Here is a 24,766-nt window from a genome sequence, read left to right on the forward strand (position 1 = left end):
CGGCCGCGCCCCGCGGGGCTGGTCCGCCGCCGTCGACCTCGCCGCCCTCTGACCACCCCTGGCCGGTGACGTCCGCCTCCCACCCCGACGGGACGCGGACGTCACCGGCCGGCGCCCTCGTGTCTCCCGGCCTGGACGCGGACGCCCCTCAGCCCAGGCGCGAGGTGAGGATCCCGGCGCGGGCGAGCTGCACCTGGCGGGCCTTCTTCGCCGCGTAGCCCAGCAGCGGGCCGTTCCACGCGTGCACCACGAGCGTGTCCTCGACCTCGGTCCCGCCGTCCCTCTCGGTCAGGGCGAACCGGTAGTCCAGCCGCACCCCGCCGGGGCTGTCCACCTCCCCCTCCACCGTCCGCGGCGTGCTGCGCAGCGTCACCTTGATCAGGTTGTCGTATTTGACCATGCCGAGGAACCGGAAGCGCTCGACCGAGGTGTAGCGGGTCTCCTCCCCGTTCTGCCGGATGTCCTTGACCGCGATGACCAGCGGGGAGAGCCCCACGTAGCTCTGCGGCTGGCTCAGGTGCGCCTGGAGCGCCGCCGGAGTGTTACGGACGTGAAAGGTATGACGAAGCGTGGCCTTTGGCACCGTTCTGCCCCCGTATGAAGATCTTTATTGGGAGACAGTAACGGGTTCCGCCATGTACCACCTGGCATGTTGCTCACCTCGGGTGAGGGAATCGAGCCTCCGGGGCAGTTCGCGGCGGGAGAAGGGGTCGGCCCCGGCGTTGCGGATGTGGATGCCCACGGCGTACATGTCCCGGACCTCCATGAGCGTGGAGTAGCCCGGCCAGGAGCGCAGGTCGCTGCCGTAGGCGTCGGCGAAGGCGTCCACGTCGGCGGCGGTCAGGCCGAAGCGGCGCTGGCCGTGGTAGGTGTGGACCAGGTCCCACTCCCGGGGGCCGACCGCGACGCCGTCCCAGTCGCAGAGCACCACGTGGCCGTCGGTGCAGCGCAGCAGGTTGTCGATCCAGGCGTCGCCGTGCAGCAGCACCGGGGAGCCGTCCACGCCCAGGCCCGACCAGCGCTCGGTCAGCTCCGCGATGCGGTCGCGCAGCCAGGCCCGCTGGCAGGGGGTGAGCTCCTCGGAGCGGTCCACCGCGCGGCGCACCTCCGCCAGCGGGTCGGCGAACCGCTTCAGCGCCACCGGCGGCACCGGCAGCAGGTGCAGGCTGCGCAGGATCTCGCCCAGCTCCGTGGTGGTGGGACGGCCGCTGGCCGGGACGTAGTGCCAGAACGTGACGACCCTGCCCTCGTGCACCACGGGCTGCTCGGAGATCTCGTCGGCCGGGCGGACCGCCGGGAAGCCCTGCTGGGCCAGCCAGCGGGCCACCGCGAGCACCATCGGCAGGCGGGTCAGCGCGTTGGGCGCGGTGGCGATCCTGACCACGATCTCGCTGCGCAGCTTGAAGACGGCGTTGCTGCGCACCCGCAGCAGCTCGGCGTCCCTGTGGTCGATGCCGAGGCCATCGCAGACGTCACGCAGCACCGCGAACGCCTCCTCGGCGAGCGGGCCGCCCATCAGCTGACCGGCGTGGCGTCGGAGAGCAGCTCGGTCAGGCGGCGCACCGCCACCGCCTTGTGCCGGGTGGGCGGCACCTCCGACAGCAGCGCCCGTGCGCGGTTGAGGACGATGGAGGTGCGGTGCTCCGGCGGCACCTGGAGGAGGGCCTTCTGGGCCAGATGGCAGGCGTCCTCGACCTTGCCGTCGCGGATCAGGTGCGCGGCCTGGTCTAGCAGGATGAGCACCGGGTCGATGGCGTAGGGCCCGGAGGGGCCGGGCGACCAGTCGACCTCCTCGCCCAGCTCGATCAGGGTGCCGATCCGGTAGAACTGCAGCCGCCGCTCGGAGAAGCGGAAGGCCAGGTGGTCGTGGCCCTCCGGAGGCATCCTGGCGAAGATCCGCTCGGCCTCGGCCAGCGCGACCCTGGCGGCCTTGTGCTCGCCCATCCTGGCCAGCGCCCGCGCCTCCGCCGCCGCGCCGAGTGCCGCCGGCGAGCTGGGCGCGCTGCCGGCGAGCATCCTGGCCTCGCGTGCGAGCCGTACGGTCTCGGCCAGGTCGCCGTAGTAGTAGGGGAGCATCGCCTGCTGCGCCCGGACCAGGGCGCGCAGCCGCAGGTCGCCCATGTCGTCGGAGGCGGTGCGGGCGGTGCCGTACCAGGCGTGGGCCTGGCGGGTGTCGCCGAGCTTCATCAGCGCGTCGGCCGACAGCAGCGCGAGCATCACCGTGGCGTTGAGCAGGCGGCGGTGGGTCATCGCGGGCTGGCGGGTGGCGGAGAGCGCCCGCACGTCCGACAGCTCCAGCATCAGCCGGTAGAGCATCGGCAGCGGGGCGCTGGTGATGTATTCGCGGCGGTAGCGCAGCACCTGCTCGTCGAGCCGGTCGAGCTGCTCCTCGGAGACGGTGGTGAGGGCGAGCGTGCGGTCCAGGTCCTGGCGGGTCCGCTCGACCTCGGCGAGCAGCCGGCCGCTCATCGCGAACCGGGAGCCGAGCAGCGCGTGGTGGAACAGCGCGCGGCGCTCCATGTCGTCGTCGAAGCGCTCCTCCGCCGGGTACGGCGGGCGGCCCTCGGCACCGGAGACGACCACGACCTTCGTCCCGCCGTCGTCCTCGCAGTAGTCGCCGGCCAGGCCGAGCCGTACGGCGTTGGCCCGGTAGAGCCGCGCCAGCAGGTCGATGGTCTGCGGCCGGGGCCTGGCGCGGTTGTTCTCCCACGCGTTGAGCAGGTCGATGCTGGCCCGCGCCTCACCGAGATCCTGGCGCTCGCACAGCTCCTCCAGCTCCTGGACCGACTGCCTGGCCGACCACCCCCGGGCCAGCCGGTGCGCCTTGAGCAGGCTCACCCCGCAGCAGCCGTGGATGGCCTGCGTCGTCTGCCAGAGTGTCCACTGACGGGACTCGGCCTGCTCGCGCCAGCGCCGCGCGCATGCGGGGGAATGCTCACCTCGGGCCACGGCGCCTCCCGGTCGCTGTTTACACAAGATTAACGAGAGCGCACCACAGCGTAAGCGTGCCTGTGCATTGCATTCCCTTTATCCGCAGGTTTTCCACGGAACATCGGTGAGTTTCCGGTCTATTCCACTGATCCTGCCCTACCTCGGACGGAAGCCGATTGCCTGAGCTGCCGCGAAACCGCACTCTGCAGAGAAGAAAAGCCACCAGCGTCCGCCAGGAGTGATCCGGATGACGGCAGAGCACGGCGAGGCCGTCGACCATCTGCGACGGCTAGCCGCCCAGCTGGAGGCGCACTCCTTCCAGGTGCGCCTGAAAGCGCCCGCGGGACTCTTCCCGCGCCTCCACGTGATCAATCCGATGGTCCCCGCCATGACAGAGGACGTGCTCGCCGCTCACGAGGCCGACGGCGAATGGTGGTTCTGGCTGTCCTGGGCCGGCCGCATCGGACATGCCGAAGATGTCGCCACGGCTGCGGAGCGTGTGGCTAGTGTGCTTCATGTGATACGCAGATAGGTGATTCTTGGGCTCCACATGGGTAACACCCGGTGATCAAGCCCCAGAAGGGAGCGCGACCGTGAAAAGGATCCAGGTCATCCAACGTCCGCGTCCACCGCGCGAGCCCGCGCCGCTCGATCTACGGAGCCCGTCGGGGAGGCAGCTGCCTTTCTAGCGGCCCGGCGCGTCGCGGCCCCGCAGCGATCCTCCCTCCCCGGAGGACGGCCCCGCAGCGATCCTCCCTCCCCGGAGGAGGAGAGCGACAGGCGCGGCGACCAGGCGCGGATCCATCCGGTCGAGGGGGTCCTCCGACCCGGCGGCCTGACGGTCGGCGAGATCCGCTCCGGAGCCGAACGCCGCGGGCACGGGGATCCCGGTCGCCGCCTGCCGGAGTATCGTCCGGTTCAGACACGTCCATCCAATAAAGTCTCCGCGATGCTGATGAACCAGACGACTCCGGAGGTCGGGTTGGCCCAGGAGGAGATCCGCCGGCACAATGCCGGCACCCTGCTCCGACACGTGCACCTGGGCGGCCCGGTCTCCCGCACGGCACTGGCCGAGCGGATGAGGCTGAACCGCAGCACCATCATGGCGCTGACAGCCGAGCTCACCGCGGCGGGCCTGGTCCGCGAGGAGCTTCCCGCGGACACCGGCCGGGCGGGCCGGCCGTCGCTGATGGTCCGGCCCGAGTCCGACCGGGTGTACGTGCTGGCCTTCGACGTCGCCGTGGACCGGCTGGTCGCCGCCCGGGTCACGCTGGGCGGGATCATGCTGGACCGCAGGGAAGCGGTCCGCCCGCGCGCCGGGGCCGACCTCGACCGCGTGGTCGAGGTGCTCGCCCGGTTCGGCCGCCAGCTGCACCGGGCGGCGCCTCCGGACTCGGTGTGCGTCGGCGTCGGCGCGTCGTACTGCGGAATGATCCGGCCCGGCGACGGCATGGTGCGCTTCGGACCCGACATGGGCTGGGTGGACCAGGCGTTCGGCAGCGAACTCGGCCGCCGGCTGGGGCTCGGTCTGCCGGTGTCCGTGGGCAATGAGGCACATCTCGGCGCGCTGGCCGAACAGCAACGCGGCGCGGGCGTCGGCTTCCAGAACCTGATCTACCTGCACGGGGACGTCGGCGTGGGCGGCGGCATCATCGTCGGCGGCAAGCTGCTGGACGGCGACAGTGGATACGCCTGCGAACTTGGCCACATGGTGGTGAACCCGCACAACGGGCGCCCTTGCGGGTGCGGCTCACATGGCTGCCTGGAGGCGGAGGTCGGCGAGCGCGCCCTGCTCGACGCCGCGCACCGGCCCGCCGAGCTGTCCGGCCGCGACGCCGTACGGGCCGTGGTGAGCGACGCCGACCGCGGCGATCCCGCGGCCCGGGACGCGCTGCACCACGTCGGCGACTGGCTCGGCATCGGGGTGGCGAACCTCATCAACCTCTTCAACCCGGGCATCGTGATCTTCGGTGGGATGCTGCGCGAGATGTACCCGGGCGCGGCGGCCCAGGTACGCGCCCGCATCGCCGCCAACGTGCTGCCCGTCGCCCGGGAGCGGGTACGGCTGCGCACCTCGGCGCTGGGGGACGACGCCACCCTGGTCGGCGCCGCCGAACTCGGCTTCTCCGAGCTGCTGGCCAACCCGCTGGGCGTGCTCACCCGCACGTCACCGTAGCCCGCGCGCCGGCCGGCATCCCACGATGATCCCTGACGCGGATCTCGCTCGGACACGGGGCAGAAGCATCGCTCGCATCTGACGACACGGCGGTCGGAAGGGGTTCATCTGATACGCGCCGTCACCGATCCGCCGTAGCGGGGACGCCCGTTCGGGGCGGCCCGCCGTTGCGGTCGAACTCTCCGCCCCGCGCGACCACGGAGGGCTATATCCAGCGGCGAATGGCGTCGATCGTCGTTTCCGGTGAGGTGTTGAAGCAGAACCGGATGCCGGGTGCCGTCGCCACCAGAACGTTGACCAGCCGTTCGAACAGGAGGGTGTGCTCGGGCGCCATCCGCACACCACCTCCGATCATGACCACGCCGAAGGGCCCCTCGGACAACCGTTCACGGACGATCCGCTCCGCCTCGTCCGGGTCGGTACCGATCAGGCACGACACCGCGTCCAGACCCGCCGCCCGCAGAGCCGCGCTGCCCTGCTCCACCCGTGCGGTGAGCGTCGCCTCGTCGAGGCCGGGGTGCCTGGTGTAGTCGATCGCGCTCGGATGCAGCCCGATCGCCAGAATCCTGGTCATCCTCGCTCCTACCATGGGACGGGACCGTTGCGGTCGAAGAAGCCTCCGGTCGGCCCGTCAGGGTCCAGGGTGGCCAGCCTGATGATCGCATCGGCCCCCTCGGCGACGGTGTGGACCCCCGTGTGATGGTTCATGTCGGTGGCGGGGTTGCCCGGATCCGCGGCGTTGACCTTGAACCCGGGCAGCGCACGGGCGTACTGGGACACGATCATGTTGAGCGCCGCCTTCGACGAGGCATAGTCCAGGCACAGGAAACCGGACTCGGGGCGGGCGGGGTCGCCGGCGTGTGTCAGCGAGGCGAGAGCGCTGGACACCATGACGACACGGGGCCGTTCCGACTTCCGGAGCAACGGCAGGAAAGCGTGCGTGACCCGCACCTGACCGAACACGTTGACCTCGTACAGTTCCCGTAGCATGTCGGCGTCCATGTCGGCCGGATCCAGCAGCGGACCGCCGACTCCGGCGTTGTTGACCAGCACGTCCAGGTGTTCCACGCGCCCGGCGACGGCCTTCACGGCCGCCGCCACGGACTCGTCCGAGGTCACGTCGAGCTCGACGGACTCGACGTCGAGCCCCTCACCCGCCAGCGTGTCCGCGGCGCGCATGCCGCGTTCCCGGTCCCGTGCGGCCAGGAAGACTCGCCATCCCTCGCCGGCCAGGCGGCGTACGGTCTCCTGGCCCAGCCCTTTGTTCGCTCCGGTGACCAGCGCCACCGTCTTCACCTCTGTCATGGGGTCGATCATCGGTGCGCGCGCCCGGCCCCACCAGGACCGCTGAGGCATGGGACCCGTGGTACCACCCGGCCGGCGCGGCCCGTGCGGCATCATCGAGAAGTGAACCGCGCCGAACTCGCCGAAGTACTCCGCACAGCCCGGGCTCGTGTGCGACCGCAGGACGTCGGACTGCCGTCGGGAACGCGCCGCCAGGTGCCGGGCCTGCGCCGGGAGGAAGTGGCCATGCTCGCGGGCCTGAGCGTCGATTACGTGGTCCGGCTCGAGCAGGGGCGCGGGCCACGGCCCTCCAGCCAGGTCATCGCCGCGTTGACCCAGGCCCTGCGACTCGACGACGATGACCGCGACCTGGTGTTCCGGCTCGCCGGCCACGAGCCGCCTCAGCCCGGGCGCATCGCGATGGTCGTACGGCCGAGCGTGCTCCGGCTGCTGGACCGGATGGCGGATCTGCCCGTGCTGGTGCTGTCGGCCAAGGGCGACGTGCTGGCCTGGAACCCCCTCGGGGCGGCGCTTCAAGGCGACATGTCCGCGTGGCCGCAGCGGCAACGCAATCTCGTCTGGCAACGTTTCCTCGGCAGCAGCCGCTGCCAGGTCGCCTCGGACCCGGACGAGGACGACGCGGCCGCTCACGCCTCGGTCGGCACGCTCCGTGCAGCCCAGGCCCGTTACCCCGGCGACCCCGACCTGGCGCAAATGATCAAGGAACTACGCCGTGGCAGCCCGCGATTCGACGAGCTGTGGCGGGAGGGGCAATCCTCCTCATGGCGTAGCGCGACCAAGAGCATCAGCCATCCCAGCCTGGGCACGATCACGCTCGACTGCGACACCCTCCTGCTCCCCGACAGCAACCAGACCGTGGTCGTGTACTCGGCCGAGCCGGGAACCCCCGAAGCCACGGCGCTCGACATGCTGCGGGTGACCGGACTGCAGCGTCTCTGAGGCGCCGGGGGAGACCATCGCCGGCCTCGCCGACGTGCGGGCCGTCGAGGAGCTCTCCCGCCGGCCGTACGGGGCGGAGGCGCTGGAGGCGGTGCGGGCCCTCTGCGCGGAGGGGTCGGTGCGCCGGTCGGCGGTGACCGGGCCGGCCGGCGCCGTCATCCGCGCGACGCGTCATGCGGGTCACGGGCGCGCGGTCCCGCTCCCCCGGAGGCGAGGGCCGCGGGGCGCAGGGCTCCGGCGAGGAGGGCACCCGCCAGGGTGATGACCGCGATGAGGCCGAACGTGGCGGGCAGCGAGGTCACGTCGGCGATCCAGCCGGTGACGGCGGGGGCCATGAGCCCGGACAGGTAGGTGATCGTCGCGACTCCCGCGACCCCCAGGCTGGGCGTCGCGGTGGCGTTGCCGCCGGCGGCGAAGCAGAGCGGCACGATCACGGCCACCCCGAGTCCGAGCAGGGCGAACCCGATGATTCCCGGCACCGGGGTGCGGGCCATGACGATCACGGCTCCGCCGAGGGTGGCGAGCAGGCCGCCGGCGCGGACGGTCACGACCGGTCCGAGCCTGCGGATCATCAGGTCGCCGGCCAGCCGGGTGACCGCCATGGCCAGGGCGAAGATCGCATAGCTGGCGGCGGCGACGCCCGGACCGGCGCCGGTGACGTCCTTGACGTAGACGGCGGCCCAGTTCATGCTGGCGCCCTCGGCGAAGGTGGCGCAGAATCCGACGGCGCCGATGGCGAGGATCGCCCGCGAGGGCGCGGCGAACCGGGGCGGCGCCTGCTCGCCGGGCTCGGGCCGGGTGTCCAGCAGGCCACGGCTCGCCATGACTCCGAAGACCAGCAGTGCCAGCGCCGCCGCGGAGTGGTGGACGCGCGCGTCGATCCCGGCGTGCGCCGCGACCACTCCGATCCCCGCCCCGGCCAGGCTGCCCACGCTCCACATGCCGTGCAGCCCGGACATGATCGAGCGCTCCAGGCGCCGCTCGACGATCACTCCCTGCGCGTTCATCGTGACGTCGCACATGCCGGCCGCCGCGCCGTACGCGAGGAACGCGGCGCACAGCCAGGGCAGCCCGGGGGAGAGCGCGGGAAGGGCGAGTGCCGCGCACCACAAGGCGATCAGGACCCGCGTGGCGACACGGCCTCCGTAGCGGTGGACCAGCCGCCCGGCCATCGGCATGGCGACGAAGGCGCCGACGGCGGGGCAGAACAGGGCGAGTCCGAGAGCGGCCGGGCCGAGCTGGAGGTGCTCCTGCAGCCACGGGATACGGGTCGCCATGCTTCCGGAGACCGCGCCGTGGGCGGCGAACACGGCCGTGATCGCGATGCGGGCACGTTGATTGTCATTGCGCATGATGCTAGAAATTAACAGGAAGGCTCCCTGATTAAAAGAGGACGGATGAAGACCGCGACCCCACAGATGGCCCGGGCGATCAACGATCGCCTCGCCCTCGACCTGCTGCTGGAGCACGGGACCCTGACCGCTCCCCAGCTACGGGCGCTCACCGGCCTGTCCCGCCCGACCGTGTCGGACCTCGTCGAGCGCCTGCGGGTGAACGGGCTGATCACGGTCGTCGGCGAGAGCGGCGAGGACCGGCGGGGGCCGAACGCCCGCGTCTACGGCATCGTGGCCGACCGCGCCCACGTGGCCGGGGTCGACGTACGGCGCGACACGGTCAACGTGACCGTCGCCGACATCACCGGCCGGACCGTCGGCTCCGCCGCGCGCCCGCTGGAGACCGCACGCCCGCCGGACACCGCATGCCCGCCGGACACCGGAGGCCCCGCCGGGGCCGGACGCCCGCCCGGAGCGGGCCGGCCCGTGGAGCCCGGACGCTCCGGAGAGCCCGGCGACGACCTGGTCACGATCATCGCCGGCACCGTCGCGGAGGCGGCGGGCCCGAGGAGCATGCACGCGGTCGTCGTGGGCGCCCCGGGAATGGTGAACCCGCACAGCGGGGAGCTGGCCGCGGACAACGGCGTGCCCGGCTGGCGGCCGAACCTGCTGCGGGCCCTGAGCCACCGGATCGACGCACCGGTCACCCTGGAGAACGAGGTCAACCTCGCCGCCGTCGCGGAGCACCGGATCGGATCCGCCCGGGGACGCGGGGACTTCGTCCTGCTCTGGCTGGACGACGGGGTGGGCGCGGCGATCACCCTGGACGGAAGGCTGCGCCGGGGAGCGTCGGGGGGCGCGGGCGAGGTCGGCACCCTCGGCCTGCGGGGCGGGCTGTTCTGCGACCTGGCGAGCGCCGGGTCCATCGGCGGCCTCGACCAGGACTCCCTCGCGGAGAGGATCGCCGAGGGCGCCTTCACCGCGGTCGCCGTCCTCGACCCCGGGCTCGTCGTCCTCGGCGGGGAGACGGGCCGTTCCGGCGGGGACGCGCTGGCCGCCCGGGTCGGCGAGCGCCTCGCCGCACTCTCCCCCGTCCCGACCCAGGTCCGCCCGAGCACGGTGGAGGGCAACGCGATCCTGCACGGGGCCCTTCTCACCGCCCTGTCCATCGCCCACCGCGACATCTTCGGCGAGGTGCCGGCGTAGACCGGGCTGCCCCGGCTCCCCCGGACGGTCTCGGCTCCCTAGGCGGCCTCAAGCGCCTCGGCGACGGAGGGGAACACCTCGAACACCTGTGTCAGGCCGGCGAGGTTGAGCCGTCGTGCCAGGTTCCCCTGGATCCCGGTGATGATGAACCGGACCCCCTCGACCTGGCCGTGGTGGCGCGCCTGGAGCAGTTCGCCGATCCCCGAGGAGTCGCAGAAGGTGAGGGCCGAGAGGTCGAGGATGAGGGTCGGCGCCTGCAGGGCGTTCCACGCCCTGTTCATCTCCGCCCGTAACACCGGGGTGTGGTAATGGTCCAGCTCACCACTGGCCTGCACGACGAGCGTCGTGCCGTGCAGTCCGGACGTGGCGGTGAAACTCGACTCCGGTTCATTTCCCACGAACATGATCAACCTTCTACCCCGGCCTCTCCCAGCCATGTAACTTTCTCATATGGGACAAGTCGTTCTGGCGAGCCAGGGGCACGGAACATTCCGGTCCTCACATGGCACACCCGGGACCCGTCCGAGTTAACTCTCGGCGGGGGACGCGCCGACCGCATCCTCCACCGTGCCGCGTCCGCCGGACGGCTCCCCCACTCCGGGGCGGCGTGGCCGTCGCTCCGCAGGGGCCGGCGAGATCCGGCGGACCTCTCCCCCTTCTGTCTGGAGTGCCCAGGGCATACGGGACTATTCCGGCACCCGCCGGTGAGGTGACCCGGACCCCGCCGCAAGGGGGCGCCAGGCAGGCACACTGGGAGGATGGCTGGGATGCGAAACCCTCGGTTGGCGGCGGTCGCGCTCATCGGGACGGCTCTCGCGGCGGCGTGCGGCCCAGGCCGTACGGCGACGCCCGCCCCTCCGCCGAGCCCCGCGGTGTCGCAGAGCCCGGCACCGGACCGCACGGCGTCCGGGGATCCCGCGCCGGGCCGTACGGCGTCCGGGAGCCCCGCGCCGAGCGGCGCGGCCACCGGGGCGGTCGCCGCCTCGACCGCGTGGGCCGCGACCGGAGGCACCGGCCTGCCGGGAAGCTCCGCGCTGCTCGACGTCGCGGCGACCGGCCCCCGCGACGCGTGGGCGGTCGGATACAAAGACAGCGCCGAGGACCGGGAGGGCGCGCCCGCCGTCCTCCGGTGGGACGGGAGCCGCTGGCGCGAGGTCCCGCTGCCGGGAGACGACGTCTACCACCTGGAGGGGGTCAGCGCGGCCGGACCGGACGACGTGTGGGTGGTGGGCAACGGCGAGAGCGCGTTCGCCGCGCACTGGGACGGGCGCCGCTGGGCGCCGGAGAAGCCCTTCGGGGTGGTGGAGGACTACCGACTGGCGGACGTCGCGACGACCGGCGGCACGGCGTGGTTCGCCGGGAGCGGCCCGTCGAAGGCGGTCGTCCTGGAGTGGGACGGCCGGGAGTTCGGCAACGCGTTGAGCACCGGCGGCGCCTTCGACGCGATCACCGCCAGGGAGGGGCACGTCTGGGCGGTCGGTTCGAGCGAGAGGCACACGCCGCTGATCTGGCACGGCACCGCCGACGGCGCCTGGGAGTCCTCACCGGCGCCCGAGATCCCGGGGGGCAGGCTCAACCGGGTCTGGCAGATCTCGCCCTCAGAGGTGTGGGCGGTCGGGGAGGTCACCGCCGGCCCCGGCGACCGGGCGGGGCAGCCGCTGGTCCTGCGCTGGGACGGATCGAGCTGGAGCCGGGTGGAGGTGCCGGTCCGTCTCGGCGCCCTGCACGGCATCACCGCCTCCGGGCCGGGCGACCTGTGGATCAGCGGGATCGACGCCGATCACGCGGGACAGGTGCTCTTCCTCCGTTTCGACGGCGCGAAGTGGTCCCGCGAGTACGGCCCGCTGTTCCGGGTCCATGAGGAGGACCAGCAGTACGAGGAGACCGACGACGTCAACCACACCGGCATCGCCCGGGTGCCGGGCACCACCGCGCTGTGGGCGGTGGGATCGGTCGGCGTGGGGGATGACGAGGACGACTTCGTGCTCCGGCACTGAGACCGCCGGGGATCCGGCGGACCGGGACGCGTCCGCCGTGAGGCGTGCGCAACTGTCGGTGGGCTGACGTAGTCTCTCTCAAACTCCAACAAAAAGGAGTATGAGATGAAAAAGGTTCGAATCGTCCATAGGCCCCGCCCGCCCCGCAAGCCCACCCCCCTCGACCTGCGCACGCCCTCAGGACGGCTCCTGCCGTTCTGAGGCGCCCCCGGAGTCACCCCGGCCCGCCAGGAACAGCCGGTTCACGAACCAGAGAACCACGCCCACGGCGACCAGCACGCCCGCACGGATGTAGACGTCACCGCCGCGACCCGTGACGGGCAGCGCCAGAACGAGACAGGCCACCGTGCCCAGCACGGGCATCCAGCTCGGCGCCCGGTAGTGCCAGTGCTCCACGACGTCCTTACGCAGGATCAGCACGGCCACGTTGACCAGCGCGAACACGCACAGCAGCAGGAGCACCGTCGTGTCCGCCAGGTTGCTCACGTCGCCGGTGGCGACCAGCACCGCCGCGATGCCGATGGTGAACACGATGGCCACCCACGGGGTCGACCTCGTGGGATGGACCGCCGCGAAGACCTTCGGCACGATCCCCTGGCGCGCCATGCCGTATACCAGGCGCGAGGCCATGATCATGTTGATCAGCGCGGTGTTGCCCACCGCGAGCAGCGCGATCAGCGCGAACAGCTTGGGCGGGAAGGCGAAGCCCGCGACCTTGACGACCTCCAGCAACGGGCCGGTCGAGCTCTCCAGCGTCTCGGTGTCCACCAGCATGGTCGCGGTGAACGCGACCGCCATGTAGATCAGCGCGGCCACGACCAGCCCGCCGAAGAGCGCACGGGGATAGTCGCGCTGCGGATCCTTGGCCTCCTCGGCGAGGTTGACCGAGTCCTCGAAGCCGAGCAGGGCGTAGAAGGCGAGGGCGGTGCCGCCGAGGACGCCGAGGAACGCGCCGTTGGCCGGATGGAACTCCAGAGCCCTCGCGGGCTCGCCGTCACCGGACAGCAGCGCGTAGACGCCGATCGCGATGATGACCAGCAGGCCGAACGCCTCGATGATCGTCAGCACGACGTTGACCCTGATGGACTCGGAGATCCCGGCGAAGTTCACCAGCGCCACGATGCCGAGGAAGATGAACGCGCCCACGACCACCGGCATCGTGACGAACTCGGCCAGGTATTTGCCGCCGAACGCCCGGGCCGCGGCGCTCGCCGAGGTGATCCCGCTCATCAATACGGCGAAGGCCACAATAAAAGTGACAAAAGGAATATTGAACGCTTTATTGGCATACAACGCTGCCCCGGCGGCCTGCGGATACTTCCCGACGAGTTCGGCGTAGGCGGACGCCGTCAGCGCGGCCAGCACGAAGGCGACGAGGAACGGCAGCCACAGGGCCCCGCCGACGTATCCCGCCACCTTCCCCACCAGGGCGTATATCCCCGCGCCAAGGATGTCTCCCACCACGAACAACAGCAGGACCTTGCGTCCGATCACCCGCTTGAGCGAGTGCTGGGCCGGACCAGAGCCAACGATCGCCTCAGCCATACCCCTTCCTTACCCGTCGCAGCGGGAGAATCACCCGGAGTCACAAGAACCTGTTTCTGTAAGCGGCATGAAAGTGATCCGCAAGGATGCGCTCCTACGGTGTGATCTGTCACGAAATGCAATGAAAGGCAGAAATGCTTAGCGTCCTCTCCTCCCGCCGTATCGCCGTCACCGTCGCGGGAGCCGCTCTCATCTCCATGACCGCCGCCTGCGGCGGTAGCGCCAACGCCGAGGCCTGCGCCAGCGCGACGAAGCTGATCACGGATTACACCAGCTCCGTCGCCGCGAACGTCACCGACCTGGAGAAGTACAAGGCGGCGAACCAGAAGCTCAGCGAGGACCTGAAGGCGCTGGCGGGCACGACCGACGGCGACCTCGCCGCCGCGCTGAACGACTTCTCCACCAGCATGGGCGGGCTGAAGATCGACGAAAAGGACCCGGCCGCGTTCGCCGCGGCGCTCCCGGAGTTCACCAAGAAACTGACCGAGGCGGGTGCCAAGATCCAGACCACCTGCGCCTGACAGGACCTGTGCCTCCCGGGGAGAGGAGGCACTTCCGGCACGGCCGTCGCTCCGCCTGCGGGGGGCAGCGCGGCGCGACGGCCGTGCCGAACATCTCGCGAAGCCCCTGCCCCGCACGGCAGGGGCTTCCGCCTTTACCTCCCGCCCGTACGGCCCGCGCGGGCCTCCTCGTAGCACTGCTCGAAGCCCTCCAGCACCGCCGGCCAGGAGCTGCGGACGGGCTCGGTCTCGCGGTTGTGCGCCGCGATCGCCTCGCGCAGCTCGCGGTCGCGGACCAGCCGGGCGACCGACGCCACCAGGTCCTCGAAGCTCTCCCCGAGCAGCCCTTCCTTGCCCGGCCGGACGAAGTCGGCCACCCCGCTCTGGGCCCGCGCGACCACCGGGATACCCGACGACCTGGCCTCCAGCGCCGCCAGCCCGAACGACTCGCGGGGCGCCGGGGCGACGAACACGTCCGCCGAGGCGAGCAGGTCGCGGATCTGCCCGCGGCTGTAGCGTCCGGGCAGCGACACCCAGCCGCCCATCCCGTTGGCGCGCAGGTAGCGCTCCATCTGCGAGCGCGCCGGGCCGTCCCCGACGATGGTCGCCCGCATCGGCGTCTCCCGCGGCACCTGGGCGCGGGCCTCCTTCAGCAGCCTGAGCAGCCGGACCGGCTGTTTGCGGGGCGCCAGCCGCCCCACCGCGACGACGTGCACGGCCTCGTCGCCGGGCCCGTGCCGTACCGGGCCGGAGGAGCGCCAGCCGGAGACGTCGAGCCCGTTGGAGACCACGTGCACCGGCACCCGGCGCCCGGCCACCGCGCGGATCGGCAGGGCGGCGGCCTCGCTCACCGCTGTGCCCACCAGCCCCCAACGGTGCCATTCGAACAGCAGCCGCAGGCCCCGGTAGACGCCCCGGGTGACCGGGTCCCACATGCTGTGCACGGTCACGACCACGGGCAGCCCCACGCGGACGGCCGCGCGGACGCCCATCCAGGCGAACGGCGAGACCGCGCCCGTGTGCACGTGCACCACGTCGGGGCGCCGCGTCCGCATCAGCCGCAGCAGGTGGCCCACCCCGAACGGGTGGACCGGCAGATCAAAGGGGAGTTTCGCTACGATCCGGTGCACTCCGGGCAGGGGTTCGCCTGGCGTGGCGGTGGCCACCTCGACCTCGTGACCCACCTCCCTCTGCATCCGGACCAGATCGCCGACCTGCACCTCGATCCCGCCGAGGCGCGGCAGGTAACAGTCACTGACGTGGAGGATCCTCACCGTGCCAGCGTAGCCCCGCGTGAGATCATGCCTGCGTGCCCGCAGGGGCGGGCACCGACCGCCCGAACGGAGTGAGCAGCAATCGACACCGTCAAGACAGCTGTGTTCTTCCACGCCCATCCCGATGACGAGGCCCTGCTGACGGCGGGCACCATGGCGATGCTCGCCGCCGAGGGGCACCGGGTGGTCCTCGTCGTGGCGACCTCCGGGGAGCGCGGCCAGGCCGACCTCGAACCCGGCGAGGCGCTGGGCGCCGCGCGCATCGCCGAGCTGTACAAGTCGGCGGCGGCGCTCGGCTGCGCCCGGGTGGTGAACCTGGGCTACGGCGACTCCGGGCTGGCTCCCGGCGGCGGGATGGCGGAGGACCGCCCGGACAACGCGTTCATCGACGCCGACGCCGAGGAGGCGGCCCGGCGCCTCGCCGCGATCCTCACCGAGGAGGGCGCCGACCTGCTGACGACCTACGACCCGGCCGGCGGCTACGGGCACCCCGACCACGTCCAGGTGCACCGGGTCGGCGGCCGGGCCGCCGAGATCGCGGGCACCCCGATCGTGCTGGAGGCCACGGTCAACCGCGACCCCCTGCTCAAGGGGCTCCGCCTGGTCCGCAGGTTCTACCCCCAGCTCGACATCCGCTCCTTCGAGCGGGCCTACTCCCCCGCCGAGGCGATCACCCACCGGGTCGGCGTGCGGCGCTTCGCCCGGCAGAAGCGGGCGAGCATGGCCGCCCACGCCTCCCAGGCCACCGGCGCGGACACCCGCACGCTGGGCGCGATGCTCAAGATCCCCCAGCCCCTCTACCGTCTCGTCTTCGGCACCGAGTGGTACGTCCGGCGCGGCCTGCCGCCCGGCACGAGGCTGAGGCACCCGTTCGAAGTTCCTCCCAAAGGATGAGCCGCGGACCGGCACACTTGGTCGAGGGGGTTACATGAAGAACAAGTGGGTCCAGATCGGACTGTCGGTCGCATCTCTGGCGCTCGCCGCCACGCTCGTGCGCTTCCTGCCGCAGATCGTGGAGGCCCTGACCGGCAAGCACGTCTCCTGGTCGCAGATCGGCGCCCAGTTCGCCAGGCTGAGCTGGCCGATGGTCGCCCTGATGGCCGTCGTATGGCTGGCGAGCCTGCTGGCCTACACGTTCGTGCTGACCGCCTCCCTGCCCGGCCTCAGCCACTCGCAGGCCCTGACGCTGAACGCGGCCGGCAGCGCGGTGAGCAACCTGCTCCCGTTCGGCGGCGCCGCCGGGGTGGCGATGACGATCGCGATGACCAAGGGCTGGGGCTTCCCGTTACGGGCCGTCGTGGTCTCCACGCTCTCCAGCGGCATCTGGAACACCATGTTCCGGTTCGTCCTGCCCGCCGTGGGCATCGTGGCCCTGCTGCTCAGCGGGCAGGAGCTCAGCCCGGCCGTGACCAACGCGGGCTGGGTGGGCTCGCTGTCCCTGCTGGCCCTGGTCGTCGTGGTGGCCGCCGCCCTCTACTGGGACCGCGCCGCCGCCGTGCTCGGCCGCGCCCTCGACGCCGTCGCCCGACTGCTCCCCCGCAAGGTACGCCCCGCCGAGCACACCCTCTCCCGGGCGCTGGAGAAGTTGCGCGCCGACACCTCCGAGGTCGTACGGCACCGCTGGCGGGGACTGACCCTGGGCATGATCTTCTTCCTCGGGCTGCAGTGGCTGCTCCTGGTCTGCTGCCTGCAGGCCACCGGCGCCTACCCGGGGCTGGCGCAGACGATCGCCGTGTTCGCCCTGTCCAGGGTGCTGACCACCGCCCTGGTGACCCCGAGCGGGACCGGGATCATGGAGGCGGGGACCGTCGGCGCGCTGGTCTTCTTCGGTGCGCCGCTCGATTCCGCGACCGCCGCTGCGCTGCTTTTCGGCTTCTGGACCTACACTGTCGAAATCCCCTTCGGCGGCCTGGCGCTCGGCGCGTGGGCGCTTCTGCGCCGGCGTGAGAACGCCGCCTCGGCCTCCGACAAGGAGCCGATCAGCCGCTAGATTGGGAAATACCTTGTGCGCGATTCGAAGGCCCGCATAGCGTGGCGGCTGACATGGTGGCGTTCCGGGTTCTCGGTCCGGTCGAGGCGCATTCCGATAAGGACGAGCTCGACCTAGGCGGGTTGCGGCAGCGTGCTGTCCTCGCCCGGTTGCTGGTGGCACGCGGGCAGGTCGTGCCCGTCGACTCTCTCCTCTACGACCTGTGGGACGACGACGCCGCCAAGGGGGCGCAGTCGGGCCTGCAGGTCTACATCTCCCGCCTGCGCCGGGTCCTCGAACCCGGCCGTCCGCGCGGGGGCCCCAACCGGCTGCTGGTGACGGTCGCCTCCGGCTACGCGCTGCGGATCGCCCCCGACCAGGTGGACGCCCTGCGCTTCGAGGCGCTGGTCCGCAGCGCCGGAGAGCATCTGGAGGGCGACGACCCCTCCTCGGCGCGGCTCCGCCTGGGGAAGGCCCTGGGGCTGTGGCGCGGCACCCCCTACTCCGACTTCGCCGACCAGCCGTGGGCCGAGGCCGAGGTCAACCGGCTGGCCGAGCTGCGCCTGGTGGCCCGTGAGCGGCACGCCGACAGCGGCCTGCGCCTGGGCATGGCCTCCGAGGCGGTGCCCGACCTGGAGGCGCTGACCACCGAGCACCCGCTCCGCGAGGAGGGCTGGCGGCTGCTCGCCCTCGGCCTCTACCGGTGCGGACGGCAGGGCGACGCGCTGGCCGCGCTGCGCAAGGCCCGCATGATCCTCGCCGACGAGCTGGGCATCGACCCGGGCCCGGCGCTGCGCAAGCTGGAGTCCGACATCCTGGCCCAGGATCCCGGCCTGCAGCTCGCCGTCTCGTCGACGGGCCGTCAGCGTCCTCCGGCGCCCGCCGACACCTGGCCGCCCCGGCCCACCGCGGCGCCGGTGGAGCTGCCGCCGCTGGAGCCCGAGCCGTTCGTCGGCCGGGACGCCGAGCTCAACCGGCTGACCACGGCGGCGGCCCGGACGGGCCGCTTCACCGTCGCGTTGATCAGCGGCGACGCGGGCGCGGGTAAGACCACGCTGGTCCGCCAGCTCACCAAACGCCTCTCCGACGACGGCTGGGGCACCTCCTCCGGCGCCTGCCCCGACAGCAGCGCCACCCCTCCCGGCTGGGCGTGGGTGGAGATCCTGCGCACCCTGGTGAACGCGGCCGGGCCCGGGGAGTACGCCCCGCTGCTCGCCCCGCTGCTGGACGACGCGGCCCCCGCGCCCGACGACGACCAGGTCTCCGGCGGCTTCCGGCTGCACCGGGCGGTGGGCGGCTATCTGGCGGCCGTCGCCAAGGACACCCCGATCCTGCTGACGCTGGAGGATCTGCACTGGGCCGACGACCAGACCCTGGCGCTGCTGCGCGCGCTGCCGAGCCTGCTGGCCACCAGCCGGGTGCTGCTGGTGGTGACCTGCCGTGACAGCGAGCTGAGCGACCAGCAGGCCGACGTGCTGGCCGCCCTGGCCCGGTTGGGGCCGGTCCGGGTGGGCCTGGCCGGCCTGGATCCCAAGGCGGTGGCCGAGCTGGTCCGGGCGACCTGCGTGCGCGAGGTGGACGAGGACGCGGTCAACAGCATCGTCGAGCGGACCGCGGGCAATCCGTTCTTCGTCCGGGAGACCGTGCGCCTGCTCGACGCCGAGGCCGTGAGCGACCGCGCGACGGCCGCCGAGGTGATCTCCGGGGTGCCCTCCGGCGTCCGCGACGTGCTGCGGCGGCGGATCTCGCGGCTGCCCGCTGCGGCCCAGCAGATCCTGCTGCAGGCGGCGGTGATCGGCCGCGACGTCGACGTCGACGTGCTGGTCGACGTGACGGGCGACGAGGACGCCGTGGTCGACGCGGTGGAGGCGGCACTGCTCGCCGGGCTGGTCACCGAGCCGGGCCCCGGCATGCTCCGTTTCGACCACGACCTGGTCCGCGACACCCTCTACTCCGACGCCTCCCGGCTGCGCCGCTCCCGGCTGCACGCCTCGGTGGCCGCGGTGATCGAGCGCAGGAACCCCGGCGACGTGGCCGCGCTCGCCCACCACTACGACGCGGCGGGCACCGCCGAGACGGCCATCAAGGCGGTGCACTACGCCGGGCTGGCCGCCGAGCAGGCCGAGCGCCGGTTCGCCCACCGCGAGGCCGCCTCGCTGCGGGAGCAGGCCATCGCCGCCTTCGACCGGTCGGGCGTCACCGACACCCCCGACAGCACCAGGGAACGCCTGCTGCTGACCCTGAGCCTGATCAAGGCACTGGCGCTCTGCGGCGACATGGCCGCGGCCCGCGTGCGGCGGCGCGAGGCGATGGACGCGGCCCTGCCGCTGGGCAACCTGGAGCTCACCGCCCGGGTGGCGGCCTCCCTGGCCGTGCCGCACAAGGGCATGGCGCGCGACTTCACCCGCACCGCGTGGGAGATCGTCGACGTCGCCGAGAAGGCGCTGGTGGAGCTGCCCTCCGGCGAGCAGGCGCTACGGGCGAGCCTGCTGGCCACGCTCGCGCTGGAGCTGGAGGGCTCCGCCACCCCCCGGGGCGAGCAGGCCTCGCTGGAGGCCGAGGAGCTGGCCCGGCGGAGCGGTGACCCCGCGCTGCTGGCGACCGCGCTGAGCGGCCGGCTGCGCCAGTCCTACGGCATCACCCCGGTCGGCGAGCGCGAGGTCATCGGCCGGGAGCTGCTGGAGGTGGGCAAGACGACCGGCCAGGTCTCGGTCCAGGCCCTGGCCCATCTCGTGCTGATGGAGTGCGCGGCCGCCTCGGGCGCGTTCGCCGACGCCGACGCGCACGTGGCCGCCGCCGAGCGCCTCGCCAGGCAGTACGGCCTGCCCGCGCCGGCGGCGGTCGGCGCCTGGTACGCCGGGCAGCGCCTGATGATCGCCGGTGACTTCCCCGGCGCGGAGCGCGCCTACCGCGACGCCGCCCGGCTGACGGCGCGGGCCGGCATGCTGGAGGGCCGTCAGGACCTGCCGCTCATCACCACGTTCTGCCTGCACCTGGTCAACGGCCGGGCCGCCGACATGGTCGAGCCCCTGGCCGAGGCCCACCAGCGCGGAGCCAAGTGGACCCTCGACGCCTACGCGGTGGCCCTGGCCTCGGCCGGGCACATGCGTGACGCGCGGGCGGTCATCGCGGTCAAGACCCCGGTCCGCCCCGACTTCCTCTACGAACTGGCGATGATCTGGCGGGCCCTGGCGGGCATGCTGCTGGACGACCGGGAGCGGATGGTCGAGGCCTACGACACCCTGAAGCCGTTCGCCGAGCGGATCGCGGGGGCGGGCACCGGCGTGGTGGCGCTGTGGCCGGTCGCGCTGACCCTCGGGGACCTGGCCCTCCGGCTGGGCTTCACCGACGCGGTGAAGCCGCACTACGACAAGGCTCTCGCGGTGGCCCAGCGGGTCGGCGTGACGCGCTGGGTCGAGGCGGCGCAGCGATCGCTCAGCAGCTGACGAGGAACTTCGCGCTGCGCAGCCGGGTGCCACCCGACACGGACAGCTCCGCGCGGTACCAGCCGGGGTTGTCGACCACGCTCGGCTGCCACTCGGCGGTCTGGCTCCGGCCGGCGAAGCCGGAGTGGCTGGTGAGGTAGGTCCGCCAGGTCCGGGTGGCGGTGCTCCAGCGCTGCAGGCGCCAGCCGTACGAGACGGCGCTGTCGGGCCGGGGGTTGTCGACCACGCTCTGGATCAGGTAGGGCCTGTGGCACGGCCGGGACACGGTGAGGGCGCTGACGGCGATCGTGCCGGCGGCCGGGGCCTCCACCGTGGTGGCCGGCATCGACTTCGACGACAGGGTCACCGGCTGCGCCTGCGCCGCCGCGCTCGCCGGAGCCTGGGCGGAGGCGCCCCGAGAGGTCTCCACTCCCGCATAGGCTCCAGTGAAGGCCAACGTGGCCACCAGCAGCTTCACGACGCTTGCGGTCCCACTCGCCACCACCGGCGCCACACTGCTCCGCGGACTCATGACAGACACCTCTCTTTCGTCACTCACAGGTGTATGCCGGGATGGTTGATCTCTGCTTGATGTCCGCTTGCAGGGATGCCGCAGTGTTTATTCAGGTAAGCCTGCCCTAATATCGGATGCGGACAGCGGAGAGAAGGAGGGATGGTCGGATGCGGCTTCTCGCGGCGGACATCACCGATCCCAACTCCCTCTCCTTCCTGGGCATGCCGCTCTGGCTCTGGGTGGTCCTGGGCGGGATCGGCCTCTTCGGCGCGTTCCAGGTCTACTACTGGGTCGGTTACAAGGTCGGCCCCAAGCTCTACGCCTCCCGCCTGGGCCGGAAGGTCGGCGACAAGAACATCCTCAAGGTCGAGAACGCCGTCAGGAGGTGGGGCGCGCTCGCCGTCTACGGCTGCTTCTGGGTGCCCGGCCTGCGGCACACGCTGCCCTGGGTGGCGGGGGTCCTGCGGATCTCCTACCCCTGGTACGCCGTGGCCAGCGCGCTCGGCTGCCTGACCTGGGTGCCGGTGACGTCCTTCGGCCTCTACTCGGTGATCTGGGGCTGGCTGCGGCTGGCCGCCGAGTCGCCGCTCCTGGCGGGCGTGGCCGCCGTGGCGGCGGTCGCCCTGGTCGCCGCCGTCGTCCACCGGCGCCGCCGCCGCCGCGCCTCACAGCGCGCGGAGGAGGAGCTCACCAAGGTGTGAGCCCCGCCGCGAGGCTCCGCGCGCCGGCCGGCATCGAGCGAGCCCGGCAAGGATGGTTTCCACCCGATCTTCGTCATCCGGCGCGGATGTCAACGTTTCGATAGCCAAAATGCCAAGATCCACATATTGACGGTCACCTCTGTCACCATGGCTCCCATGCAAACCGGGGGAATCCGCCTCATCGTCTGCGCCACTCTGGCCACTCTGGTCACCGGGCTCGCCACGCCCGCCCACGCCGAGCGGGGCACCCGGCAGCTCGTCCAGCCGGCCGCCCAGCAGTTCGTCCGGCCCGCCGCCCATCGGGCCGTTCCGGCGGTGCCCGCGCGGGCCGCCTACCTGTTCGACCCCGGTACGGGAACGGTCCATCTCAGCAAGCAGGCCACCCGCCGGATGCCGGTGGCCAGCCTGACGAAGGTCATGACGGCCTATGTAGTGCTGCGGGAGGCCGGGCTGAACGACATCGTCACGGTCAACGCCGGAGACGTCCGGCACGCGGCGACGAACGACGCGACCGCCGCCGCGCTCCGCGCCGGTGAGCGCCTGACCGTCAGGGAGTTGCTCTACGGGGCGATGCTCCCCTCGGGGGCGGACGCCACCCACGCGCTGGCCCGCGTCTACGGTCCGGGCGAGAGCAGGTTCGTGGCCAAGATGAACGCCGCCGCCCGCTCCCTGGGCCTGACCGGCACCCGCTACGGCAACTCCGACGGGCTGCCCAAGCCGAGTCCCGGCTACTCCACCGCCCAGGACCAGGCCAGGCTGGCCGACGTCGTGCTCCGCGACCCGGTGCTGCGGACCATCGCCTCCACCAGGCGCTACGTCGTGCGCAAGTCGAAGGTGCACCGGGCCCACGTCTGGACCAACACCAACAAGCTGCTCGGCGAGGCGCCCGGCGCCCTGGGCGTCAAGACCGGCTACACCCGCGCCGCCGGCTACTGCCTGTCGTTCGCCGCCGACCGCGACGGCCACCGGCTCATCGGTGTCATCCTCGGCGACACCCGGGCCGACCGGCGCTTCCAGACCGCCGGCCGGCTGCTGGACTGGGCCGGCGACCAGGTGGCGAGCGAGGCCGACATCACCGAGGACCTCTAGCGGGCCGTACGGCGCGGGGCGCCCCGGGGTCGTCAGGGGCGCTCGATCCGGACGTCCATGGTCGCGGCGTCCGGCTCCGCGAAGCGCAGCAGGGCGCCGGCCTCCTCGGTCAGGCCGGAGACGGCGTCGCCGGGCAGGGGCTCGAAAGGGGTCATCCGCAGGACCGCAGTGTCGCGTCTGCGCTCCACCTGCCAGGTGCCGCACACCGATCCGTCCCAGAGGAACGTGGCCCGCACGCGGAGGTTTTTGGTGGTGAGACGCCCGCGATGCTCCTCGGCCACCAGCCGGGTGCGGTCGGCATGCGCGAGCACCAGGTTGTCGAAGTCGGGCAGGAACCGCGCGGGGGCCGGGACGTCCTCGTCCGGGCGCGGGGCGTCGGGAAGGTCGAACAGCTCGCGGCCCCGCTCGTCGCGGAAGACGCGCAGCCCCGGGCGGAGGCCGTCCAGCACGGCGCGCAGCCCCTTGATCCCGGACCAGGTCTGCGCGTCGGCGGCGGAGGCGGGGCCGAAGGCCGCCAGGTAGCGCAGCACCAGCTCCTCGACCGGCTTCCGTGACAGTTCCACGCCCAGCCAGACGTCCGCCGGCGCGAAGTCCGCCGTCCGGGGGAACGCCCACCGGTCCTCGGTGGGCACCATGACCAGTGGCAGCTGTGTCCGTACGGCGTAGCCGAGCCCGCGGTCGCCGGCCTCGGGGAACTCCGCCTGGAGCAGGTCGCGCAGCATGGTGAAGTCGCGGGGCCGTTCCCGGAGGAGCGCGTGGGCCACGGGCAGCAGCCTGTCGAGGTCCACTCCGGCGAACAGGTCGCCGCGGCCGGTCGCCGCCGGGGCGAGCGCGGGGCCCAGCGTCAGGCGGAACGCCGCGTAGTCGGCCGCGCTCATCAGGTGCAGCGTGGCGCGCATCATCGTGCCGCGTACGAGGAGGCGGTCGTGCAGCGCCCGGTGCATGTCCTCGCGGCGGAACCCCTCCAGGCGTGTCCACAGGCCGGTGAACGGATGCCTGGCCTCCTGCGCCTGCATGCCGCCGAGCCGTTCCACCGCCGTGACGACGTCGGTTCTGTCACGTGCGAGGAGCATCTGACGGGCCAGCGTCGCGCGGTTGAGGCGTCGCGTCGTGAGGGTTTCCATGCGTTCATGCTGGCATCCGTACCTGACAACCATTGGCAGGTACGGGCGAGCGGATCGACCGTGACGCCGGGTCCCGTCCGGCGCGGGCGACCGCCGGCGGTCGCCCGGCTACGGCTCGGTACGGCCGGCGCCGGGACGGAGCAGCGAGTAGAGGACCTGGTCGTGCCAGCGCCCGCCGCGCCACTGGGCCTCGCGGATGACCCCTTCCCGCTGGAACCCGGCCTTCTCCAGCGCGCGCTGCTCGCCGCGGTTCTCGATGTCGGTGAAGGCCTGGACGCGATGGGCCCGGGTGTGCTCGAACAGGTAGGCGGCGAGCTGCCGCTGCGCCTCGGTCCCGATGCCGCGTCCCTGGAAGCTCGGCCGCAGGCCGATGGCGATCTCCCAGCACCACGAGGTGAGCGGCCGCCCCCAGGATGCCTTGAACCACTCGACGCGCCCGGTCACCTCCCCGCCGGAGCAGACGGTCAGCGTGCCGCCGTCGTCGCGCAGCAGGCCCGTCTCGGCGAACGCGCGCCGCTCCCTGCCCGGGGCGCGGTGGCCGAACCACTGGTAGGGGCCCACCCCCTCCGGACCGTAGAACTCCTCCTCGAAGATCGTCAGATCCTCTTCGAGCACGGGGCGCAGCGTTACGCGGGTCACGCGAGATCCTCCCTGACCGGAACCGACGGAATGCGCAAGTCTGGCACCCCACCAGAGGCCGCACACATCGGCCCACCTCCCCCAACGGGGCATTTCGC

At 72.3% G+C, this 24,766-nt stretch carries 23 protein-coding genes; 11 read left to right on the top strand and 12 right to left on the bottom strand.

The features are described from left to right. Positions 1 to 148: 148 nt before the first annotated feature. From SROS_RS36730 to SROS_RS36740, 3 genes are read right to left on the bottom strand one after another with little or no spacing between them, the layout of a single operon-like run. Complete coding sequence (locus tag SROS_RS36730; RefSeq protein WP_012894017.1) at positions 149 to 583, bottom strand: hypothetical protein; 435 nt, start codon at positions 581 to 583, stop codon at positions 149 to 151. Positions 584 to 607: 24 nt separating this feature from the next. Then, entirely contained in the window at positions 608 to 1,516 is a 909-nt protein-coding gene (locus SROS_RS36735) for a phosphotransferase enzyme family protein (protein WP_012894018.1), read from the bottom strand. After that, the gene (locus SROS_RS36740) at positions 1,516 to 2,949 is read right to left on the bottom strand and encodes a helix-turn-helix domain-containing protein (RefSeq protein ID WP_012894019.1); all 1,434 of its coding nucleotides are present in this window, start codon (positions 2,947 to 2,949) and stop codon (positions 1,516 to 1,518) included. Before SROS_RS36740 ends, SROS_RS36735 begins: the two co-directional genes overlap by 1 nt. 229 nt (positions 2,950 to 3,178) lie before the next feature. Between SROS_RS36740 and SROS_RS36745 the strand changes: the two genes are divergently transcribed. After that, entirely contained in the window at positions 3,179 to 3,463 is a 285-nt protein-coding gene (locus SROS_RS36745) for a hypothetical protein (RefSeq protein ID WP_012894020.1), read from the top strand. 417 nt (positions 3,464 to 3,880) lie between these two features. Further along, entirely contained in the window at positions 3,881 to 5,107 is a 1,227-nt protein-coding gene (locus tag SROS_RS36755; protein WP_012894021.1) for an ROK family transcriptional regulator, read from the top strand. Between the two features lie 205 nt (positions 5,108 to 5,312). On the opposite strand, the gene SROS_RS36760 is transcribed toward SROS_RS36755, so the two are convergent. Together SROS_RS36760 and SROS_RS36765 are read right to left on the bottom strand one after the other, a co-directional pair. Then, positions 5,313 to 5,681 carry a hypothetical protein gene (locus SROS_RS36760; RefSeq protein WP_012894022.1) on the bottom strand — a complete coding sequence of 123 codons (369 nt, stop codon included), beginning with the start codon at positions 5,679 to 5,681 and terminating at the stop codon, positions 5,313 to 5,315. A gap of 8 nt (positions 5,682 to 5,689) precedes the next feature. Beyond that, a complete protein-coding gene (locus tag SROS_RS36765) occupies positions 5,690 to 6,412 on the bottom strand; it encodes an SDR family oxidoreductase (RefSeq protein ID WP_043653699.1) in 723 nt (240 codons plus the stop codon). 102 nt (positions 6,413 to 6,514) lie between these two features. Between SROS_RS36765 and SROS_RS36770 the strand changes: the two genes are divergently transcribed. Further along, positions 6,515 to 7,351: a helix-turn-helix transcriptional regulator gene (locus SROS_RS36770; RefSeq protein WP_012894024.1), complete on the top strand. Its 837-nt coding sequence runs from the start codon at positions 6,515 to 6,517 to the stop codon at positions 7,349 to 7,351. 155 nt (positions 7,352 to 7,506) lie between these two features. Here SROS_RS36770 and SROS_RS36775 read toward each other — a convergent pair whose 3' ends face one another. Further along, the gene (locus SROS_RS36775; RefSeq protein ID WP_012894025.1) at positions 7,507 to 8,703 is read right to left on the bottom strand and encodes an MFS transporter; all 1,197 of its coding nucleotides are present in this window, start codon (positions 8,701 to 8,703) and stop codon (positions 7,507 to 7,509) included. A gap of 45 nt (positions 8,704 to 8,748) precedes the next feature. On the opposite strand from SROS_RS36775, the gene SROS_RS36780 reads away from it, so the two are divergent. Beyond that, positions 8,749 to 9,891: an ROK family transcriptional regulator gene (locus SROS_RS36780; protein ID WP_012894026.1), complete on the top strand. Its 1,143-nt coding sequence runs from the start codon at positions 8,749 to 8,751 to the stop codon at positions 9,889 to 9,891. A gap of 38 nt (positions 9,892 to 9,929) precedes the next feature. On the opposite strand, the gene SROS_RS36785 is transcribed toward SROS_RS36780, so the two are convergent. Further along, the gene (locus tag SROS_RS36785; RefSeq protein ID WP_012894027.1) at positions 9,930 to 10,295 is read right to left on the bottom strand and encodes an STAS domain-containing protein; all 366 of its coding nucleotides are present in this window, start codon (positions 10,293 to 10,295) and stop codon (positions 9,930 to 9,932) included. A 363-nt stretch (positions 10,296 to 10,658) separates the two neighbouring features. On the opposite strand from SROS_RS36785, the gene SROS_RS36790 reads away from it, so the two are divergent. Beyond that, complete coding sequence (locus SROS_RS36790) at positions 10,659 to 11,888, top strand: hypothetical protein (RefSeq protein WP_012894028.1); 1,230 nt, start codon at positions 10,659 to 10,661, stop codon at positions 11,886 to 11,888. A gap of 177 nt (positions 11,889 to 12,065) precedes the next feature. Here the strand turns inward: SROS_RS36790 and SROS_RS36795 are convergent, their stop codons facing one another. Then, entirely contained in the window at positions 12,066 to 13,433 is a 1,368-nt protein-coding gene (locus SROS_RS36795) for an APC family permease (protein ID WP_012894030.1), read from the bottom strand. A gap of 134 nt (positions 13,434 to 13,567) precedes the next feature. On the opposite strand from SROS_RS36795, the gene SROS_RS36800 reads away from it, so the two are divergent. Next, on the top strand, positions 13,568 to 13,954 hold the full coding sequence (locus tag SROS_RS36800) for a hypothetical protein (RefSeq protein WP_012894031.1): 387 nt from the start codon (positions 13,568 to 13,570) through the stop codon (positions 13,952 to 13,954). A gap of 134 nt (positions 13,955 to 14,088) precedes the next feature. Here SROS_RS36800 and SROS_RS36805 read toward each other — a convergent pair whose 3' ends face one another. Next, on the bottom strand, positions 14,089 to 15,207 hold the full coding sequence (locus SROS_RS36805) for a glycosyltransferase family 4 protein (protein ID WP_012894032.1): 1,119 nt from the start codon (positions 15,205 to 15,207) through the stop codon (positions 14,089 to 14,091). A gap of 102 nt (positions 15,208 to 15,309) precedes the next feature. Between SROS_RS36805 and SROS_RS36810 the strand changes: the two genes are divergently transcribed. From SROS_RS36810 to SROS_RS36820, 3 genes are read left to right on the top strand one after another with little or no spacing between them, the layout of a single operon-like run. Next, a complete protein-coding gene (locus SROS_RS36810) occupies positions 15,310 to 16,101 on the top strand; it encodes a PIG-L family deacetylase (RefSeq protein WP_012894033.1) in 792 nt (263 codons plus the stop codon). 34 nt (positions 16,102 to 16,135) lie between these two features. Then, positions 16,136 to 17,197 carry a lysylphosphatidylglycerol synthase transmembrane domain-containing protein gene (locus tag SROS_RS36815; protein ID WP_012894034.1) on the top strand — a complete coding sequence of 354 codons (1,062 nt, stop codon included), beginning with the start codon at positions 16,136 to 16,138 and terminating at the stop codon, positions 17,195 to 17,197. Positions 17,198 to 17,238: 41 nt separating this feature from the next. Continuing rightward, positions 17,239 to 20,622: an ATP-binding protein gene (locus SROS_RS36820; protein WP_245564416.1), complete on the top strand. Its 3,384-nt coding sequence runs from the start codon at positions 17,239 to 17,241 to the stop codon at positions 20,620 to 20,622. Here the strand turns inward: SROS_RS36820 and SROS_RS50275 are convergent. Next, a complete protein-coding gene (locus SROS_RS50275; protein WP_012894036.1) occupies positions 20,612 to 21,133 on the bottom strand; it encodes a hypothetical protein in 522 nt (173 codons plus the stop codon). The genes SROS_RS36820 and SROS_RS50275 overlap by 11 nt on opposite strands. A 149-nt stretch (positions 21,134 to 21,282) precedes the next feature. On the opposite strand from SROS_RS50275, the gene SROS_RS36830 reads away from it, so the two are divergent. Both SROS_RS36830 and SROS_RS36835 read left to right on the top strand, forming a co-directional pair. Next, complete coding sequence (locus tag SROS_RS36830; RefSeq protein ID WP_012894037.1) at positions 21,283 to 21,816, top strand: DedA family protein; 534 nt, start codon at positions 21,283 to 21,285, stop codon at positions 21,814 to 21,816. A 156-nt stretch (positions 21,817 to 21,972) separates the two neighbouring features. Then, entirely contained in the window at positions 21,973 to 22,905 is a 933-nt protein-coding gene (locus tag SROS_RS36835; RefSeq protein WP_245564417.1) for a D-alanyl-D-alanine carboxypeptidase family protein, read from the top strand. Between the two features lie 32 nt (positions 22,906 to 22,937). Here the strand turns inward: SROS_RS36835 and SROS_RS36840 are convergent, their stop codons facing one another. Then, complete coding sequence (locus tag SROS_RS36840; protein ID WP_012894039.1) at positions 22,938 to 24,029, bottom strand: winged helix DNA-binding domain-containing protein; 1,092 nt, start codon at positions 24,027 to 24,029, stop codon at positions 22,938 to 22,940. A gap of 108 nt (positions 24,030 to 24,137) precedes the next feature. After that, a complete protein-coding gene (locus tag SROS_RS36845) occupies positions 24,138 to 24,668 on the bottom strand; it encodes a GNAT family N-acetyltransferase (RefSeq protein ID WP_012894040.1) in 531 nt (176 codons plus the stop codon). Between the last annotated feature and the right edge of the window lie 98 nt (positions 24,669 to 24,766).

This window comes from Streptosporangium roseum DSM 43021 (assembly GCF_000024865.1).
Lineage (GTDB): Bacteria > Actinomycetota > Actinomycetes > Streptosporangiales > Streptosporangiaceae > Streptosporangium > Streptosporangium roseum.

Excerpts from the sequence above, each read along its gene's own strand:
- SROS_RS36735 (WP_012894018.1), bottom strand. The coding sequence starts at position 1,516 with ATGGGCGGCCCGCTCGCCGAGGAGGCGTTCGCGGTGCTGCGTGACGTC.
- SROS_RS36745 (WP_012894020.1), top strand. The coding sequence starts at position 3,179 with ATGACGGCAGAGCACGGCGAGGCCGTCGACCATCTGCGACGGCTAGCC.
- SROS_RS36755 (WP_012894021.1), top strand. The coding sequence starts at position 3,881 with ATGCTGATGAACCAGACGACTCCGGAGGTCGGGTTGGCCCAGGAGGAG.
- SROS_RS36760 (WP_012894022.1), bottom strand. The coding sequence starts at position 5,681 with ATGACCAGGATTCTGGCGATCGGGCTGCATCCGAGCGCGATCGACTAC.
- SROS_RS36765 (WP_043653699.1), bottom strand. The coding sequence starts at position 6,412 with ATGACAGAGGTGAAGACGGTGGCGCTGGTCACCGGAGCGAACAAAGGG.
- SROS_RS36775 (WP_012894025.1), bottom strand. The coding sequence starts at position 8,703 with ATGCGCAATGACAATCAACGTGCCCGCATCGCGATCACGGCCGTGTTC.
- SROS_RS36780 (WP_012894026.1), top strand. The coding sequence starts at position 8,749 with ATGAAGACCGCGACCCCACAGATGGCCCGGGCGATCAACGATCGCCTC.
- SROS_RS36785 (WP_012894027.1), bottom strand. The coding sequence starts at position 10,295 with ATGTTCGTGGGAAATGAACCGGAGTCGAGTTTCACCGCCACGTCCGGA.
- SROS_RS36790 (WP_012894028.1), top strand. The coding sequence starts at position 10,659 with ATGCGAAACCCTCGGTTGGCGGCGGTCGCGCTCATCGGGACGGCTCTC.
- SROS_RS36795 (WP_012894030.1), bottom strand. The coding sequence starts at position 13,433 with ATGGCTGAGGCGATCGTTGGCTCTGGTCCGGCCCAGCACTCGCTCAAG.
- SROS_RS36800 (WP_012894031.1), top strand. The coding sequence starts at position 13,568 with ATGCTTAGCGTCCTCTCCTCCCGCCGTATCGCCGTCACCGTCGCGGGA.
- SROS_RS36815 (WP_012894034.1), top strand. The coding sequence starts at position 16,136 with ATGAAGAACAAGTGGGTCCAGATCGGACTGTCGGTCGCATCTCTGGCG.
- SROS_RS50275 (WP_012894036.1), bottom strand. The coding sequence starts at position 21,133 with ATGAGTCCGCGGAGCAGTGTGGCGCCGGTGGTGGCGAGTGGGACCGCA.
- SROS_RS36830 (WP_012894037.1), top strand. The coding sequence starts at position 21,283 with ATGCGGCTTCTCGCGGCGGACATCACCGATCCCAACTCCCTCTCCTTC.
- SROS_RS36835 (WP_245564417.1), top strand. The coding sequence starts at position 21,973 with ATGCAAACCGGGGGAATCCGCCTCATCGTCTGCGCCACTCTGGCCACT.
- SROS_RS36840 (WP_012894039.1), bottom strand. The coding sequence starts at position 24,029 with ATGGAAACCCTCACGACGCGACGCCTCAACCGCGCGACGCTGGCCCGT.